The following is a 17257-nucleotide window of genomic DNA, read 5'->3' as shown; positions in this document are numbered from 1 at the left end:
CTCCTTATGTATGATTCTTGGGGTCCGCCGCGTCCGCAAAAGCATTCCCGCACAGGTAAAAACATACGGTGATCACTGAAACAACAACGGCGGGAAAAATCAGCTGATACCGCAGCGCCGGGGACATCATCAGCACGCGCCCCTGATCGACCAGGTTGCCGAGGGATGGCGTTTCCACCGGCAGGCCCAGTCCGATATAGGTCAGGAACACTTCGGAGCCGATTGCGCCCGGAATGGCCAGCGACATGCGCAGCGTAATGATCGACACCATCTGAGGCAGAAGATTTTTAAGAATCAGCCTCCAGGTGGGCGTTCCCAGGCACCGTGACGCCAGATTAAAATCCCGGTCGCGGATGATGAGCACCTGGTTTCGGATAAACCGCGCCATGCCGAGCCAGCCGGTAATGCACATGGCAATAATGATGGTGCTGACGCTCGGTCGCATAATGTAAGACGCAAGAATCAGGATAATGGTCGTCGGGATATTGCTGACCACGTTATAAAGCTCCGTAAAGAAAAAGTCGAGCATTCTGATATAACCCCACAGGACCCCCATACCGATGCCGACCACGGTCTGAATCAGCGCGACCGAAAGACCGATGAACAGGGAAGTCCTGGTGCCCGCCCACAGTCTGCTCCAAAGATCCTGCCCGATGGAGTTTGTACCGAACCAGAAGGTAGCATTCGGTTTCTGATTGCTGATCTGCATCCCGGTCGTCGGGTCGTTGTTAATCAGGTTGGGATCCATCTGCCCCGGCATCAGCGGCTGAAGCAGTGTAAACAGAATGACGACCACCAATATGCAGAGCGTAACAATGGCGACCTTGTCTTTCAGGAACATCCGAAGGGTTCCCCTCCAATAGGAATAATCCGAATATCCGACCTTTTCGGCCTCGCCCTGATTATACTCCACCCGGCTGAACAGCCTAGGTTCCAGCTTGGAAATTTCCTCCGGCGTCAGATCGTCTTTCAAATTTTCTGCCTTTTGTTTCAGCTCTTCCAGCAGAGGCTTTTCCAGCTTTTCGGTGTATTGTTCCGTAATTGAAAACTTCGACATTATCTGGATACCGCCTTTTTCGTTAGACTGATGCGCGGATCTACAATCGCCATTAAGATATCGCCCAGCAAAAGCCCAAAGATACTTAACGCGGCAAAAACGATGACCAGCGCCTGTACCATGGTATTGTCCTGCCGTTTAATCACATCTACCAGCAGCCCCCCCATTCCGGGAATGGAATACAGCGATTCGACATAGATGGAACCGGCGATAGTCAGCAGCAGAGAACCCGGAATCAACTGGACAAGGGGCACCATCGCGTTCCGGAATACATGCCTGAACCAAATGGCGTTGTTCGGCACGCCCTTGGCTTTTGCAAATTTAATGTACTCCATGTTGGATTCGTCGACCATAAAGCGGCGCAGCCACATGGCATACCCGGAAACGGAGGGCAGAGCAAGCGAAAGAACGGGCAAAATAGCGGTGGCAGGCTTGTCGGAATCATACAGGATTCCAAGATGGAACACACTGGTGCCGTACAACTGAAGAAACAGATAGATCAACATAATAGGGACCGCCTCGATAAATACGATATAGGCCGTGCCGAACTGGTCCCAGAATCCGCCCTTTTTCTTCGCCATCAGCACGCCGAGGGCCAGACCAAGCGGCAGACTGATGGCCATTGCGATCAGTCCGAACTCGATGGAAACCGGCGCTTTCTGCGCGATGATCCTGACAATCGGATAATCGACGCGGTAGATATTCGACACTCCCAAATCCCCATGAAGCAATTCTCCGAAAAAATGAAACAGCTGCTGATATAACGGAGCGGTCAGCCCCATCTTCTGCAATCCGTTTTGAATTTCCTGGGCACTCATTTTATCGTAATTTGGAAAATAGCCTTCAACCGGCATCAGCCTTAAGAGGCAAAAGACAATCACAATTATAATGCAAAGACTGCCCAGAGAGCGTAGCAACCGTTTGACACAATACCACAGCATAAGCGCAACAGCCCCCCTGATTCAGAATATTTCCTGCCAGAATGTATGGCAAAATTCCATGCCGGGCACCGCTTTCTTCCACAGCACGGAATTTTGTCAGTCCTATTTTAAAGTAGGCTTGTGACTACTTTTGAATTGATTTTTCCTTGGCAGTCTGCCAATCCTTGTAAAGTGCCGACCACTGGTCTTTCGTCAGCGGCTTGCTCAGCACGCGCTGATATTTAAAGCGTACGGACGTGCTGTCTTCCGCTTCGAACGGATTCAGGCGCTCTACCATATAATCCTTGTTATCCGTGGAGTAAGGGATCACAAGCGCGTGGTTCAGCAGGAATGCTTCCGCTTTTGCGAATTTCTCGTAGCGTTCCGTCGATTTCGTGTAGACGGAGTTTGCGTCATCTACCATGGCGTAATATTGATCCATGAGTGATTTTACCGCGGGGTCCGTCGCCTGATCAAGGAAAGTCCAGTTGTTCCCCTTCGCGAAAGCCGGCAGCCACGCGGCCGGGTCCGCAATCGTAGCGCCGTTGTTGCACTTCATGAACGCGTAATCGCCGGTGCGGCGGACGGAGGAAAGGAATCCGGTGGAGGGACCTGCCTCCAGAATCGGCTCAATATAATCGGAGCCAAGCAAAGCGGTCAGTTGCTGTTTGACAACTTGAACCTCTTTGGCCCAGTAGGTGGTTGTGGGGTTATAGGGCATCAGCATTTTGATCGGGAAAGTGACCCCTTCCGCCTCAAGTTCTTTCTTGGCCTTTTCCTTATAGTCCAATGCCTTCTGAGAATCGAAGCTGTAATTTGGCCTTGAGGTAATCGCGGCCATGTCGCCGATTTCCGTATAGTCCTTGCCGTCCACACTGCACCAGTCTTTCGGCGTAACGCTGTTTGACTGAAGCATCTGGGCGTTGTACGGGTCTTTTGTCAGCAACGCTTTGTAACGGTCAAGCCCCCAGTACAGCGACTGACGAAAGTTCTCGTTGCTGATCGCCTTATTCCAGTTGTCCGGCTCGTACTTCTGGTCGAATTTCGGCATATAGTTGAACGCGTAATAAAACATATAGGTGGTGTCCGGCAGGCTTGGGATGACGATATCCTTCGTTTTCGAATCCTTCATCCACTGGTCCAGAATATCCGTGCTGATTGGCGCCTTATCAACCTCACCGCGCAGGAACATTTCCGGCGCAAGCGTGGGTGCCTCAGCGTTATAGGTACTGATGATTTTCTTGATATGTACGTTTTTCGAATCCCAGTAGCTGTCGTTTTTCTCATAGACACGTTTCGACTGCGGCGCAAATGTCGTCATGCGGTACGCGCCGATATAATACATGGAATTATTATCCGCGCCGTACTTGCTGCCCAGCTTTTCAAACAGGGGTGTATAGGCCGGCATGTAGCTGCCGCAGTAAGAAAGGAAATACGGGAGCGGACCTTCCAAAGTGATCTGCAGGGTATTGTCATCCACGGCTTTAAAACCAACGGTGCTGAAGTCCTTGGTTTTACCGGCGATGAAATCCTTGGCGCCTTTTACGATCCCGCTGAAATACAGAGTGGAGCCGGACGCGTTTGCCGGGTCGCAAATCCAGTTTGCAACGGTCACAAAGTCTTTGGCGGTCAATTCGCCCATCGGGTTGCCTTCCGCGTCAACCCACTGAAGCCCCTTGCGAATTTTAAACGTATACACGGTTCCGTCGTCGCTGACCGTCCAGCTTTCCGCCAGAGAGGGCACTGTATTCTTGTACTGGTCCACCTCCACCAGTCCGTCGATGCAGTTGGAAACCGCCTCCCAATCGTTTGCAGAACCGTCGGCAAACGGGTTCAGCGATGTTGCCTCACTGCTGTAAACCGTGTGGAGGGTCTGGTCGGCCGCATACTCAATCCCGTGGGGACCCTGCGTAACCTGACCCTCAGACGTATCTTTGGCTTTATCCGCCCCGCCCGAACATCCCGCAACGGCGGAAAGGATCATAACGCAGGCAAGTAAAAATGCAATTCCCTTTCTTTTTGACTTCATAACACATGCCTCCTTGTAATTTTAATCCAATCTGGATTTTTCCTATATCTTTGTTAAACTGCATAGATTTCCGGGGTTTCAAGGTAAAAAAGCAAAAAAGATGAACGATTCCAGAACCTCATCGCTCATCTTTAGGTAACATCATAGCAACATTACGCCCTATTGTCAATATAGTTTTATTTCAAATTGATTGAAAATTTTGAAATTTTATTTTTTATTTTGTCTTGAATTTTTTTATTTGAGCGATTATGATGAGAAAAAATCAAAGAAGAAGGAAAAAGAATGATGGACCCTCATTTTGAAAGAGCCGCAGAATTGGTTGAAGCAGCCGTCCGGAACCGTTCTATTCCGTCTGCGGAACTTGCCATTGGAATAAAAGACCGTCTTTTTGTCAGAGAATCCTACGGCGTCACCTCGTTTACTCCGGAGGGGCGACCCGTCAACGAGCAGACACGTTACGATATGGCGTCCATGACAAAAATCATGTCCACCGGCATGATCGCGCTGAAACTTCTGGAATCCGGAGAACTCGATCTTGCGGATTCGATCGCAAAATATCTTGGCGACCGGGTCCCGGAAGACAAGAAACAGATCACGATTTTTCATCTGCTGACACACACCAGCGGCCTTCCCGCCCATATTCTGTTGGAGGATTCGATTTCCGACCCGGAGGACTGCGTAAGCCTGATTTTAAGCGCTCCTCTGGCCGCTGCCTGCGGAAGCACCGTGATTTACAGCTGTACCGGCTTTATTCTTCTTGGAAAAATTCTGGAGCGAATTCTATCCGGACGGCTCGATCAACTGGCGGAAGAAATCGTGTTTCGCCCGCTCAAAATGTCCTCAACCTCTTATCACAGGCTGAATCACGGAAGACTTTCCGACCCCTCCCTGCGGGAAAACACGGCGTTTACAGAAAAAGATCCGAAGACCGGCGAATGGCTGTGCGGAATTGTACATGATGAAAACGCGAGATTTTTGGAGGGAGTCTCCGGGAACGCCGGAGTTTTCTCCAACATCAACGACTGCATTCATTTCGCCCGGATGCTCGCGTGCGGAGGCGAAGCGCCAACCGGCAGGTACCTGTCGCAGTCCACACTCAGGGCGGCCATCAGGAATTATACGCCCGGACAGGATGAAAACCGGGGGCTTGCCTTCCATTTAGCGAACGGATTTCAGAGCTATTCCGGCGCATTTTTCGACCAGACCGCGTTCGGACACACCGGTTTTACCGGTACGCACCTGCTTGTCTCTCCCCAAACCGGACTTTATGTAATTTTGCTCGCCAACCGCGTACACCCCACACGCGACAACAATGCGCAGCTCAGGCTGCGAAGGGTCCTTCACACGGCTGCATACGCGGCTCTTCCTCTGCAATGATCTCTTTTTTGTGGGACACGTCAGGCTCCGCTGTTTTTCAGTGCTATCATCGCGGCGCCGTAAGCCGCGTCCCTGGCCGGAATTCTGCATTCCAGCCCCGGATACTTTTCCGTCAGCTTTTTCAGAAGTCCTTCACGGACGAAAAGATTTTTTTGCAGAATACTTCCTGAAAACACGATGGAACCATTCTGAAATCCCAGCTGCTCCAAAACCGGAACAGCCAGAAGAAACAGTTCCGTCACACACCGGTCCGCAATGGCCAGAGCCGTCCCGTCGCCCTGCGCGCAGGCTTCCGGCAGTAATTTGGCAAGCGCGGCAATCTCCCGTTTCCCTGTATTTTTATCATAGACAAACCGCACGATTTCGTCCGATGTTTTCAGTCCGCTCCGGGAGGCGAGCATGCCGGACAAAACCGTTGGTTTTTCTCGCCCGTCCCCAGCCCTGACCACAGCGGAAAGGATATCCCGTCCAATTGCGTAGCCGCTGCCGCCGTCGTCGATCAAATGGCCGCACCCGCCCGTCCGGTGTTCCCGGCCTTCCGGGTTTCTTCCATAGCATACAGAGCCCGTGCCAGCAATCAGAATCACGCCGCAAAGTTCTCCCATCGCCCCGAACAGCGCGGTCTGCTGATCGCCCGTAATGCAAAGCGGGCCGTGATACCCGCAGCTTTGAATCAGCTTTTCCAGCTTGCCCCCAACCTCCGGATTGCTGATTCCCGCCGCGCCAAGGCAAACCGCGCGGCAATTACTCAGCCCGCAGGACTGCTCAAGCCGCATAAAAATTTCACGCATGCTTTTTTCAACATTCCGCTCGTCGGTCCCGTTGTAATTGATGCCTCCGGAAGAAAAACGCTCCCGCTCTGTGCCGGACAGGTCACAGACGGAAACAGCCGTCTTGGTTCCGCCGCCGTCCATTCCAACTACATACTGGTCCATGCCGTCCTCCCCTTTTCAGACGAAAATACTGCCGCAGCACAGCAGCTTTTTGGGCAGATCCCCACGGTAATCCGGCGCGCCCGGGTCAAGGCTGTTCACCACGACGCCGTGGCAGTTATTTCCCGCTGTTGAATGAATGTAGCGCCCGTTCCCCATGTACATTGCCACATGGCCCGGAAAAAACAGAAGGTCGCCGGCTTCAACCCGGTCAAGGCTGATTTCCCGCATGGGAAATTCGGGAAGAATATGGGAATCCCGGCAAATCCTGATTCCGTTCAGCAAATAAGCCATGGAGCAAAGTCCGCTGCAGTCGATGCCAAGCGGGGTCTTCCCACCCCAGCGGTACTGTACGCCCAGATAAAGGCAAGCGGTCTGAACCAGCGCTTCGCGCAGCTCTTTCGGCTCTTTCCTTGTCCAGTCCGACGGCGGATCGGTCAGGAAATTTTCCCAGATCCAGCCCATGCGCCCGTCACAGAGACTTACCTTTCTGTAGCCGTTTTGGGACTCTTCCGTGACGCCAAGCAGCGACCCGCGGTACAGGCCCGTAATTAGGCGGCCCTGTACTTTGGGGACGTCCAATAAATCGGCGCACGCCTGCCATACGAGCTTTTGAGGCATGGTGCCCCACCGCCGCAAAAGCTCGTCGCCGACACAGAGATCACGCCCACGCACCCATCCCTCGTAAAGATAATCGGTCCGGACGCGAAGCCACTCTCCGCCGTCCTCAAGAACATCAACCCGCGTGCCGCAAAGGGCCTCATCCGCCGTTTCGCTTTTTTCATCCGGCGCCTGCTTCAGTACGGCTGTGGACGAACGTATCCGTGCAGACTTCATTTTCTTCCCTCCTGTCGTTATAACAACTTATCTCAGCCATCACTCCCCTGTAGGTCAGGAGGAAAATCCTATAAGCGTGGAGTAAACTCCCGGAGAGGAGCGTTCAATAGAAGTCGCGCCAACTGCTTTTTCATAAAAAGGCAGCGCGTCGCCGACTCCGCCGATTACCGCGTAAACATACCCCTGAGCACGCATTGCACAAAGGCATTTTTTCAGCAAGACCGCCCCGACACCTTTTCCGCGCTCCGACTTTAAAACGCCGGTCGGGCCGAAAAAGTCCTTTGCGGTCGCGTCGTAACAGGCAAAACCTACGATTTGCTTTTCCCTCACTGCTACAAAGCAGGTGGGCGGATGATTCGTACCGGCCGCCATGCACTCGTTTGCCCAGCCCTCACTGAACGAACGTGCAAACTCGACCGCTTTGCCGATATCCGTGGCAAGCAGTCTGAATACCCGGATCCCCTCTTTTTGCAGCCGAAGCTCCTCTTCGAGATTCTCCTCTATCTCGTAAAGCCTGACCAAAAGATCAATCACAGAAACGCTCCCTTTCACAATTGGTTATTTGTAAAGCTGGTATTGCTCCGTTTGTTCCCTGAACCGGAGGCTTTCCAGCCTGTATTCTTCCAAAATATCCTCCGGCGCGCGAACCGACGACGCAAGCGCGGAATCCCCGCTCAGCAGGTCGATAAAGCGTCTTCCGCTCTCCTTTTCCGGCGGAAGAAACATAAACTCCTCGTATTCCGCCCGCAGATCGCTCAAAAGATGTATTCCGACATCGACGGGGCGCGCGCGTTTCCTGTCCGTCACATGAATTTGGACGCCGCCGCACATGCGGCCGCTGTATTTGGACGCGGACGGGATAAAGTGAACCGGCCGGAACCACACGCCGGGCAGCCCTTTCCGATTCATTCGCCCGGCAAGCTCTTCCGCGCGGAGAAACGGGGCTCCGACCACTTCAAACGGCAAAGCGGTCCCCCGCCCCTCCGACAGGCAGGTGCCCTCAAACAGACAGGTCCCCGGGTACAGCAGCGCCGTGTCAAACCGAGGAATATTCGGGCTGGGCGGAACCCATACCGTTCCGTAATCGGGGAATTGCATGCCCCTCTGCCAGCCATGGCAGGGAATAACGTGAAGATCGCTGCCCAGCCGCTCTCTGCGGTTGACCATGGCCGCAAATTCCCCGGCCGTCAGCCCGTAGCGCATGCAAAGCGGATAGCCGCCGACAAACGAGCGGCATTCCTCCCGCAGGCAGTTCCCCTCCACCGTCGCGCCGTCCAGCGGGTTCGGACGGTCAAGTATAATCAGGGATTTCCCTGCCTTTGCGCAATCCTCCAGGGCATACTGAAGAGTATAAAGGAACGTGTAATACCGCGTGCCGACATCCTGAATGTCATAAACCACCGCGTCAACCTGACGGAGCATCTCCTCCGTCAGCCGTTTTGAATTTTCTCGATAAAGGCTGTAAACCTGCACGTCCGTCTCTTCGTCCCGGTAAGAATCGACCGTTTCGCCCGCCGCAAGATTCCCCCGCACCCCATGTTCCGGTGAAAAAAGCGCGCGCAGGCCGAATCTTTTGTGAATCAGTTCAATGGTCGTTCTTCCCTGACTGTCAATCCCCGTCGGCGAAGTGATCAGCCCCAGCCTTTTTCCGCGAAACAGTTTATCATATTCTTCCAATCGATCAATTCCGAACAACATACCGGATTCCCTCTTATGTACCCGAATTTCACGCCATTTTCTTTGAAAACCGGACTTAAATTAAAATCAGTGTAGCCATTCACGTTTTATTTGTCAACATAAACTTTTAAAGCATCAGTCATTTTTGAATTTTTATTTCATCAAGAAAAGGCCTTCGCCTGAATAACAGTCCAGCCTTCAGCCTTTGTCCCAGTTCAGATGCTTATGCTTACCCGCCAGTACATTGTGCGTTTTTGTCAGCAGGGCCTTCACGTTCTTATAATTCGCGCTTGCAACGCCGGTAAACAGAATATCGACGATGTTGAGCATCGCAATGCGCGACCCCATGGCCCCGCTGCGAATCGTAATCTCCGGAGTGGAAAAGTTCAGCACAAGATCCGCTTCGTTTGCCAGCTCGCTTTTTACATATCTCGTGATGGCAATAATCGTAGCCTTCGATTCCTTCGCCACCTCAAGTGTGTTTAAAATGTCAAGCGTATCTCCGGAATTTGAAATCAGCACGGCCACATCCCCGGATTTTAAAATACTTGCGGCCGTCAGCTGAGAATGCCCGTCCGTATAGGCAAAGCATGTTTTTCCGATTCTCGTAAATTTCTGCTGGGCATCCATGCAGACCAGTCCGGAAGCTCCGATTCCATAAAAATCGATGCGGCTGGCCTTTCTCAGCAGTTCCACGGCACGTCCGATTGCATCCCGGTCAATCACACTCATGGTATCTTCTATGGACTTCCGGTTATTTCGGGAGACATTTGTGATGATCGTCTGCAAGTCATCACCCGGCTGAATATCCGTATATTCGCTTTCCGTTTTGTCGGCCGAACCCAGCGCCGCGGAGACCGCCACGATGAAGTCCCGGTAGCCGCGATACCCAAGCGTTTTGCAAAAGCGCAGCACGGAAGCGTCGCTGGTGTGGCTTTTTTGTGCCAGCCCTTTCACGGAAAGATGCGGAATTTCGTTTTTGTTCGCAAGAACATACTCTTCTATGGTTCTTTCCACCGGCGTCAGGGAATTACGGACGCCCCGCAGCCTTAAAAAAACATTATCGTCCAGTGTAATGAAACTCACTCCCTTTATCAGGTGTTTCGATGAAGTTTATTGCCAAGAATTATTCATATCTTATATGAAAAGTCATCCTTTTTCAACTATTTTGTACTTATTCCTGTAATAAATAAACAATTTAAAATAAAATTTCATTATAAAATATTATTTTGACTTGTATTGACAATCTGAAATCTTCTCTTTATAATAAGTTCAATAAAGGCTGCAATTGGGCAGCTATGATTGGCGGTCTTTGATTATAGCGGTATTTGAAAGCCAACTCGCAAAACGGGTTGGCCTTTTCTTTTTGGAACGGGCAAGCTTCAACTCCCCCCCAAAAAAGCTCCAAACGATATCTAAGAAGGTGAATGATCAATGGATCAATACCTGTCGGGCCTCACAACAGAAGGCATCAATCCCAGGACCCTTCATATCGACGAATGTGAAACCGAAGAAATTCTGACCTTGATGAACGAAGAAGACCAAACCGTACCGCAGGCGGTCCGAAAAGAGCTGGTTCCCATCGCCCGGGCTGTGGATCTTTGTTATCAAGCGCTGAAACGCGGCGGAAAGCTGTATTATGTGGGAGCAGGTACGTCCGGTCGTCTGGGCGTACTTGACGCCAGCGAATGCCCCCCCACCTACGGAACCGACCCAAGCCTGATTCAGGGTTTCATCGCGGGCGGAGACCGCGCGCTGCGTGAAGCGGTTGAGGGCTGTGAAGACGACGCGGAAGCGGGCGAGCGCCTTATCATGGACCACGGTATTACCGAAAACGATATTGTGGTCGGCATTACCGCAAGCGGAGGGACGCCTTTTGTTCTGGGGGCCGTAAAAAAGGCCGGGGAACTGGGGGCGACAACCGTCGGCTTGGTCAACAATGCCAACACAAAGCTCGGCGCGATTTGCGACGTTTGCATCGCTCCCATCGTCGGACCGGAAGTAATCACCGGTTCCACCAGAATGAAAAGCGGAACGGCGCAAAAGCTGGTCCTCAATATGCTGACTACTGCTGTCATGATCAAGATGGGAAAAGTCTACAACAATCTGATGGTCGACCTGAAAGCCGGGAATCAGAAGCTGTACGACCGTTCGATCCGGATCATCTGCACCGCAACCCATGCGGATGCGGAAACAGCCGCAAAATATCTGAAGCTGGCCGATATGCATGTGAAAGCCGCCATCCTGATGATTGAAACAGGGTTGGATGCCACTCATGCGCGCGAAGCTCTCGCGGCCTGCGGCGGCAGGTTGAAGGCGGCCATTCTGAACGCCCGGAACCGGAAAGAGGATCAGTCGTTATGAGAGAAGAGTTAACTCTTCGGCAAAAAGCCGGCCAGCGCGTCATGACCGGCCTGGCGGGAACCACGCCGGATCCGGATTTCATTTCCATGGTGCGGGAATACAAGATTTCCAACGTGATCCTGTTCCGCCGCAACATTAAAAATCGGTCTCAACTCGCCTGTCTGTGCGGGGATATTCAGAATCTGATTTTATCGGAAACCGGAAGCAGAGCTTTGATTGCAATCGACCAGGAAGGCGGCACGGTAACGCGCCTGCCCTCCGATTCCATCAACATTCCCGGCGCCATGGCGATCGCCGCGACAGGAGACCCGTCGAATGCTTACGAAACTGGAAGAATGACCGGCCGGGAGTTGAAGGCTCTTGGAGTCAATTTTAATTTTGCCCCTGTACTGGACGTGAATTCAAACCCGGAAAATCCCCTGATCGGAGTCAGAAGCTATGGGGATACCCCGGACGCAGTTTCGCGTTTTGGTATTCAGATGATGCGCGGGCTCCTCGACGCGGGAATTCTGTGCGCCGCGAAACATTTTCCGGGTCACGGAGACACCAACGCGGACTCTCATTTGAATCTGCCTTGCGTGGGAAAGTCCTTGCCGGAGCTGCTCGAAACAGAGCTGGTCCCGTTTCGGCAGGCGATCCTGCACGGACTCCCGGCAATGATGAGCACCCATATTCTTTTTCCGGCACTCGAACCCGAAAAAATTCCCGCGACAATGTCCCGCAGGATTCTGACCGGGCTGCTGAAAGAAAAACTGGGATTCGGCGGACTTGTAATTACGGACTGTCTGGAGATGAAAGCCATTCAGGACTTTTACGGGACCATCAACGGCGCAGTAGCCGCGGCCGGAGCCGGAGCCGATATGGTTCTAATCTCTCACAGCAACGCTTTGGCGTCGGAAGCGGTTCTCGCAATAGAAGACGCACTGCGGCGCGGAAAGCTGGATTTGAGTGAATCAGACGCTTCCGTTGAAAAAATCTTAAAGCTGAAAGAGATTTATGCGCAAGCTCCACAGGGAACGCTTGAAGCGATCCGCATATCGGACCGGGAGACAATTCGGGAGATGACTGCCAAGTCCGTTACGCCGGTCGGCAGACCGGGTCAAACTCTGCCCCCGCTTGGCAAAAATCCATGCTTTGTCGGAAGCTCCATCCACAAAACCACAGTCGTAGCGGAAACTGCGAACGGGTCTCTGTCTTTTCCGAGCCGAATGGCGGAAAGATTCGGCGGCCACGCTCTCGTCACACCGGTGGACCCGGTCCCAGCGGACCTTGAACCTGTTCTTGCAAATGCCGACCGCTTCAGCTGTTTTGTGTTTGGACTCAACTATGGCCTAAAGCATCCGGGGCAGTTGGAAGCGGTAAACCTTCTGGCCAAAACCGGCGTCCCAACCATTGCGGTGTCACTGCGCGAGCCGTACGAACTGAAAAAACTGTCTGCGGATATTTATTCTCTCGCGGCTTATGAATACAGTGCGGCCGCGTGCGACGCTGTCGCCAAGGTTCTTTCCGGGGAACTTTCCGCGGCGGGGCGCCTTCCGGTAACCCTGTGAAAGAAAAAACAACACAAGGCTGATTAAAGCCCCGGATTCACTTTTATCCCCGACGGGAATGCAGATAACGGCACTCAGCGTGATCCGCGAAAAACATCCAGAATAAAACGTTCAATCTGATTCCGGGTTTTCAATATAACGGTTTTGGAAGGATACCGCGAAGCAATCCGGCGATAATAGTCCCGCCTGCTTCTGGTTCTCCCCCGATAAAGAATCCACCAGATAAATTCCGGATCAAGCTTTTCAATACATCCATCCGCCATACTTTCACGGGTTCGGTTTTTATTTTGCAGATACCTTCTGACGGCTCTGCAGAAACACACTGCCCGGGGGAAATTTAAAATAAGTATTTGGTCCGCCTGCTGCAATCGCTCGTCTTGCAGAAATTCTCTGTAATTACCGTCAATGACCCAAGACTCATTGCTCATAAAATCCCGGACAATGGAGCAGCTCTCTTCCCGGTCCCTTTCCACCCAGTTGGGTAAATACCGGACGGTATCGAGAAACAGTACGGGAATCCCATAAAATTCGGCTAACCGTTTCGCAAGAGTCGATTTGCCGCTGCCGCTATACCCCAAAATTGCAACTTTCATATTTCACCGCCCACTGCCATGGTTAAAGCTGCGTTTTGTCCGGCGCGCATTCTTTAACCTCAACCTTTTGAGTTGCGTAAAACCCGATTGCGGCGCCCAGCGCGGCGGCAATCACCCCCACCAGCAGCATGGTTCCGACTCCTTCGCTGTCCAGAAGAAGCCCGCCGAACAAGCTGGCCGTAACACCGCCGAAGGTGGTTGCGGCCGTCATGAAGGCCTGGCCCTTGGCCAGGTCTTCTTCTTTAATCACTTCATTCACATAATAGATGGAAGCCGGGATGAACAGCGCATAAGAGCAAAACTGCAGTACCTGCGCGGCATAAAGCATCCGGACACTGGTTGCCATCAAAGTAATCACCGTTTTCACCGTAAAGAAAACGAGAGAGAATTTTAAAACTGAGCTGCAGCGGATCTTTCTGACGAGGAGATCGCAGAGCATCATCGCGGGCAATTCAATCGCCGCCGCAATCCCGGTTGCGATCCCCATTTCTTTCGAGGTGCCGCCCACATGCTCCGTAATCTGTATAAAGTAGTTATTGATCATGGAGTGAGAGCAAAATGTAAGAGAAACCGCGACCATCAATGCCGCAAATCGTTTGTTATGGGACAAAAATGAAAGCACAGACTCCGGATTCGCGCTCTTAGAATCCAATTGTCCCTGGAAAGACTCTGCTTGGACTGTTCCGGATTTTAAAGCAAATTGGCGCTTTGAAAAAAAGAAAATCACAAAACAAAGCGCCGAATAAAGACCAACCGAAATTACGGAAAGCGAATCCGTGCCGAATTGTTGAACCAGAATTCCCAAAAGGATGGAAAGCACAGCATACGACAGGGACCCGATTCCTCTCGCAAGGCCGAAGTTGATCTCAACTCCCTGGTTGATGATTCTCATCCCCAGGGAATTCAGAAAGGGCTGTAAGCTAAAAAGGATGGTAAGCTCAAGAATAAAAAGAACCGCCAGGACAGGGGAAACATGTGAAAGAAAGCACCGCGCCGCCGCGAAGGCGCCCGCTGTCCCCGCCATAGCGATAATGATGCCGTTTATCGTAATTTTCTTCGATCTGTCAGCCAGTCCGGCAATCACAGGTTGCAAAAATACCGCCAGAATATTCGCAGCAGCAAGCACAATACCAATCTGGCTGTTACTGAAAGATTTGGATAACAGAAACACCGACGCGAAATTCAGGCTGCTGCAAAACGCAGACCAGTAAAAACCCTGCGCCGAGGAATACCAAGCGGTAAATCTTAAGTTCAGGTCTTTGCGGATATTGATAGAACCAGCCACCTTTTCACGGAAGTAAAACGGCCGAAAAGCCAATGATTTCGTCTGAAAATAAAGGTATTTTATTCGAAAATTATTATACTTCAGAAAAGCCGGCAGTTCAACAAGGAGAGGCTTTATTTTTTTTATTCTCGAAGGCAAAGACGAATCGCGCGGAACGCTCTCTTTCCAAATAAATGCTTCTCTCACGAAAGAATTAAAACAAAGTTTGACATTTGATGATTGGCCCAGACATTCTTCGAAAGTAACAGGGCAGGCGGGATATTTGAGAAAAACGATTCCACAATGCCGCATTTGTGAAGAAACGGCGATTTTTCAAGATTTCCTTTTGCATTCATTTTGCTATAATGAAGCAAGCAAAAATAAACGGTGGTTCTCTCAACTTTATGAAGAAAACGAGAGTGTTTTGAATGGAAAATGACAGCTTTCCTCCCCCGTTAAAAGTCGGAATTGCTTATAATCTGCAAAAGGGTTCTTCAGCAGGGGCCGAAGACGTGGAGGCGGAATACGACTCTTTTGAAACAATCAAAGCCATAAAGGAAGTGTTGGAGTCTGCGGGAATTCGCGCAGAGCTTTTAGAAGCCGACTCTGAATTTATTGAAAAAGTTAAAAGTGCCGGGGTTGATCTTGTTTTCAATATCGCGGAAGGCACCCAGGGCAGAGGCAGGGAATCGCAGATCCCTGCCATTTTGAGTTTTTTTGGCATTCCCTTCTCCGGTTCGGACGAAACGACGCTTGCCGTATCGCTGGACAAAGCGCTCGCCAAGCGATATCTTTCAACCTATCAGATTACAACCCCCAATTATCAGTACCTGAAAAACCCGCAGACTCGGCGAAACGCTTCCCTCCGGTTTCCGCTCATCGTCAAGCCGGATTCCGAAGGCTCCGGCAAGGGAATCAGCGAGCTTGCCGTGGTGGAAAACGAGGAACAGCTGGACGGAGTCCTTGCGAAAAATTTCAGTCTTTACAACGAACCGATGCTTTTGGAGGAGTACATACCCGGACGCGAGTTCACGGTCGGCATTTTAGGGAACGCCGACCGGCTGACCGTGTTTGAGCCGATGGAAATCTGCTATCTTCAACAGGGGATCGGGAACCGGATTTACAGTTACAGGGTCAAGAAAAACTATCGGGATTATGTCACATACCAATGCCCGCCCGGTCTGGACCAAAAATTATGCAAGTTCATGAAGACAGCGGCAAAAGAAATTTATGAAGCGCTGGAATGCAGGGATTTTGCCCGGATCGATTTCCGCCTTTCCGAGGACGGGACCCTCTATTTTATCGAAATCAACCCCCTGCCCGGCCTGGCCCCCAATTACAGCGACTACCCCATGCTGGCGGAGTTTTGCGGCATGGATTACAGGACCCTGATTTTGAGCGTTCTGAACAGCGCGCTTGTGCGATACGGGATGAACCCGGTCGCTCTGAATCGAGGGGACCTTCCATAAACAGATATCATAACGCCGCGCCCTGGTCCGGGGTTGCGCCCGAGCAGTGGAACGACTGGAAATGGCAGATGCGCAACAGAATCACCACCGCGGAACAGCTTGCAAAGGTCGTTTCCCTGACCGGCAAAGAACAGGCCGAAATCGAACAATGCCTGCGGCGTTTCCGTATGGCGATTACTCCCTATTACGCCTCCCTGATCGATCCGAACCAGCCGGACAGCCCGATTCGAAAGCAGGCGGTTCCGTCAATCCTTGAGCTTCATGTCGACCCCTGCGACCAAACGGACCCCCTGTGTGAAGACCGGTATTCCCCCGAAAACGGCTTGGTGCACCGCTATCCGGACAGAGTTCTGTTCCTTCTGACCCATCAATGCTCCATGTACTGCCGGCACTGCACCCGGCGCAGAATGGTCGGATGCGAAGATTTTTCTTTGGGCGCCGATGATCTCGACAAGGCGTTCGGCTACATAGAACGGCATCAGGAGGTGCGGGATGTCCTTCTTTCCGGCGGCGACCCGTTGGTTTTATCGGATGAGTGGCTGGAAAAAGTCATTCAGAGGCTTCGCTCCATTCCTCATGTGGAAATCATCCGCATCGGAACCAGAACTCCCGTGGTACTGCCGATGCGGATTACCGACCATCTGCTTTCCATGCTGAAGAAGTACCAGCCGATCTGGATCAATACTCACTTCAACCACCCGGATGAAATTACGCCCGATTCCGCCCGAGCCTGCGAAAAAATTGCGGACGCCGGCATTCCCCTGGGGAACCAGAGCGTCCTGCTTCGCGGCGTTAACGACCGGCGGGACACCCTGATCCGGCTGTTTACCGGGCTGGTTCAAATCCGCGTTCGCCCCTACTACCTGTATCAGTGCGACCTTTCCAGCGGCATCGGCCATTTTCGGACTCCGGTTGCGGAAGGCATCGAGATGATGAAGCAAATCCGCGGATATATTTCCGGCTTCGCCGTCCCTGAGTTTGTAATCGATCTGCCCGGGGGCGGGGGGAAAACGCCCGCCTCCATGGATTACATTCTTCATATGGACAACCGGGAAACCATCATGAAAAATTTTGAAGGGAAGCAATACCGCTACCCGGATCCTTTTCTATAAGAACGGCAAATTTGACATTCTGAAAAAAATCCGGTATAATAACAGACAACTTTACAGAATATGTAAGTTGTCTGTT

Annotated in this window: 15 protein-coding genes; 5 read left to right on the top strand and 10 right to left on the bottom strand. The window is 51.8% G+C overall.

The window, feature by feature from the left end:
* Nucleotides 1-4: 4 nt before the first annotated feature.
* The 3 genes from ACLQ3M_RS09430 to ACLQ3M_RS09420 all read right to left on the bottom strand — a co-directional run bounded on the left by ACLQ3M_RS09430 (nt 5) and on the right by ACLQ3M_RS09420 (nt 4006).
* A complete protein-coding gene (locus ACLQ3M_RS09430) occupies nt 5-1057 on the bottom strand; it encodes an ABC transporter permease (RefSeq protein WP_411677431.1) in 1053 nt (350 codons plus the stop codon).
* On the bottom strand, nt 1057-1998 hold the full coding sequence (locus ACLQ3M_RS09425; protein ID WP_411677430.1) for an ABC transporter permease: 942 nt from the start codon (nt 1996-1998) through the stop codon (nt 1057-1059). Before ACLQ3M_RS09425 ends, ACLQ3M_RS09430 begins: the two co-directional genes overlap by 1 nt.
* A gap of 124 nt (nt 1999-2122) precedes the next feature.
* On the bottom strand, nt 2123-4006 hold the full coding sequence (locus ACLQ3M_RS09420; RefSeq protein WP_411677429.1) for an ABC transporter substrate-binding protein: 1884 nt from the start codon (nt 4004-4006) through the stop codon (nt 2123-2125).
* 282 nt (nt 4007-4288) lie between these two features.
* Here ACLQ3M_RS09420 and ACLQ3M_RS09415 point away from each other — a divergent pair, with 282 nt between their 5' ends.
* Nucleotides 4289-5383 carry a serine hydrolase domain-containing protein gene (locus ACLQ3M_RS09415; protein WP_411677428.1) on the top strand — a complete coding sequence of 365 codons (1095 nt, stop codon included), beginning with the start codon at nt 4289-4291 and terminating at the stop codon, nt 5381-5383.
* Nucleotides 5384-5403: 20 nt separating this feature from the next.
* On the opposite strand, the gene ACLQ3M_RS09410 is transcribed toward ACLQ3M_RS09415, so the two are convergent.
* The 5 genes from ACLQ3M_RS09410 to ACLQ3M_RS09390 form a co-directional block, all read right to left on the bottom strand.
* A complete protein-coding gene (locus tag ACLQ3M_RS09410; RefSeq protein ID WP_411677427.1) occupies nt 5404-6318 on the bottom strand; it encodes an N-acetylglucosamine kinase in 915 nt (304 codons plus the stop codon).
* Between the two features lie 15 nt (nt 6319-6333).
* Nucleotides 6334-7152, bottom strand: a complete 819-nt coding sequence (locus ACLQ3M_RS09405; RefSeq protein ID WP_411677426.1) for an NlpC/P60 family protein — start codon at nt 7150-7152, stop codon at nt 6334-6336.
* Between the two features lie 54 nt (nt 7153-7206).
* Complete coding sequence (locus tag ACLQ3M_RS09400; RefSeq protein WP_411677425.1) at nt 7207-7686, bottom strand: GNAT family N-acetyltransferase; 480 nt, start codon at nt 7684-7686, stop codon at nt 7207-7209.
* Nucleotides 7687-7710: 24 nt separating this feature from the next.
* Nucleotides 7711-8850: an exo-beta-N-acetylmuramidase NamZ domain-containing protein gene (locus ACLQ3M_RS09395; protein ID WP_411677424.1), complete on the bottom strand. Its 1140-nt coding sequence runs from the start codon at nt 8848-8850 to the stop codon at nt 7711-7713.
* 177 nt (nt 8851-9027) lie between these two features.
* Nucleotides 9028-9915, bottom strand: a complete 888-nt coding sequence (locus ACLQ3M_RS09390; RefSeq protein WP_411677423.1) for a MurR/RpiR family transcriptional regulator — start codon at nt 9913-9915, stop codon at nt 9028-9030.
* Nucleotides 9916-10263: 348 nt separating this feature from the next.
* Here ACLQ3M_RS09390 and murQ point away from each other — a divergent pair, with 348 nt between their 5' ends.
* On the top strand, nt 10264-11193 hold the full coding sequence (murQ, locus tag ACLQ3M_RS09385) for an N-acetylmuramic acid 6-phosphate etherase (RefSeq protein ID WP_411677422.1): 930 nt from the start codon (nt 10264-10266) through the stop codon (nt 11191-11193).
* The gene (nagZ, locus tag ACLQ3M_RS09380; protein WP_411677421.1) at nt 11190-12743 is read left to right on the top strand and encodes a beta-N-acetylhexosaminidase; all 1554 of its coding nucleotides are present in this window, start codon (nt 11190-11192) and stop codon (nt 12741-12743) included. The genes murQ and nagZ overlap by 4 nt, the downstream gene beginning before the upstream one ends.
* Nucleotides 12744-12817: 74 nt before the next feature.
* Here the strand turns inward: nagZ and ACLQ3M_RS09375 are convergent, their stop codons facing one another.
* On the bottom strand, nt 12818-13336 hold the full coding sequence (locus ACLQ3M_RS09375; protein WP_411677420.1) for a DNA topology modulation protein FlaR: 519 nt from the start codon (nt 13334-13336) through the stop codon (nt 12818-12820).
* A 22-nt stretch (nt 13337-13358) separates the two neighbouring features.
* Nucleotides 13359-14912 (bottom strand): MFS transporter, encoded by a 1554-nt coding sequence (locus ACLQ3M_RS09370; protein WP_411677419.1) that lies wholly within the window; start codon nt 14910-14912, stop codon nt 13359-13361.
* Between the two features lie 116 nt (nt 14913-15028).
* Between ACLQ3M_RS09370 and ACLQ3M_RS09365 the strand changes: the two genes are divergently transcribed.
* Nucleotides 15029-16069: an ATP-grasp domain-containing protein gene (locus ACLQ3M_RS09365; protein ID WP_411677418.1), complete on the top strand. Its 1041-nt coding sequence runs from the start codon at nt 15029-15031 to the stop codon at nt 16067-16069.
* Nucleotides 16024-17181, top strand: a complete 1158-nt coding sequence (locus ACLQ3M_RS09360; protein ID WP_411677761.1) for a KamA family radical SAM protein — start codon at nt 16024-16026, stop codon at nt 17179-17181. Before ACLQ3M_RS09365 ends, ACLQ3M_RS09360 begins: the two co-directional genes overlap by 46 nt.
* Nucleotides 17182-17257: the final 76 nt, after the last annotated feature.

The sequence above is a fragment of the Caproicibacter sp. genome, from assembly GCF_046707225.1.
In the GTDB taxonomy this organism is placed as follows: domain Bacteria; phylum Bacillota; class Clostridia; order Oscillospirales; family Acutalibacteraceae; genus Caproicibacter.
This window is presented reverse-complemented; position numbering and strand designations above follow the sequence as displayed.

What these genes read in the sequence shown, in the direction of transcription:
- ACLQ3M_RS09410 (WP_411677427.1), bottom strand. Translation starts at nt 6,318, where the DNA reads ATGGACCAGTATGTAGTTGGAATGGACGGCGGCGGAACCAAGACGGCT.
- murQ (WP_411677422.1), top strand. Translation starts at nt 10,264, where the DNA reads ATGGATCAATACCTGTCGGGCCTCACAACAGAAGGCATCAATCCCAGG.
- ACLQ3M_RS09395 (WP_411677424.1), bottom strand. Translation starts at nt 8,850, where the DNA reads ATGTTGTTCGGAATTGATCGATTGGAAGAATATGATAAACTGTTTCGC.
- ACLQ3M_RS09420 (WP_411677429.1), bottom strand. Translation starts at nt 4,006, where the DNA reads ATGAAGTCAAAAAGAAAGGGAATTGCATTTTTACTTGCCTGCGTTATG.
- ACLQ3M_RS09365 (WP_411677418.1), top strand. Translation starts at nt 15,029, where the DNA reads ATGGAAAATGACAGCTTTCCTCCCCCGTTAAAAGTCGGAATTGCTTAT.
- ACLQ3M_RS09375 (WP_411677420.1), bottom strand. Translation starts at nt 13,336, where the DNA reads ATGAAAGTTGCAATTTTGGGGTATAGCGGCAGCGGCAAATCGACTCTT.
- nagZ (WP_411677421.1), top strand. Translation starts at nt 11,190, where the DNA reads ATGAGAGAAGAGTTAACTCTTCGGCAAAAAGCCGGCCAGCGCGTCATG.
- ACLQ3M_RS09405 (WP_411677426.1), bottom strand. Translation starts at nt 7,152, where the DNA reads ATGAAGTCTGCACGGATACGTTCGTCCACAGCCGTACTGAAGCAGGCG.
- ACLQ3M_RS09430 (WP_411677431.1), bottom strand. Translation starts at nt 1,057, where the DNA reads ATGTCGAAGTTTTCAATTACGGAACAATACACCGAAAAGCTGGAAAAG.
- ACLQ3M_RS09425 (WP_411677430.1), bottom strand. Translation starts at nt 1,998, where the DNA reads ATGCTGTGGTATTGTGTCAAACGGTTGCTACGCTCTCTGGGCAGTCTT.
- ACLQ3M_RS09415 (WP_411677428.1), top strand. Translation starts at nt 4,289, where the DNA reads ATGATGGACCCTCATTTTGAAAGAGCCGCAGAATTGGTTGAAGCAGCC.
- ACLQ3M_RS09370 (WP_411677419.1), bottom strand. Translation starts at nt 14,912, where the DNA reads ATGCGGCATTGTGGAATCGTTTTTCTCAAATATCCCGCCTGCCCTGTT.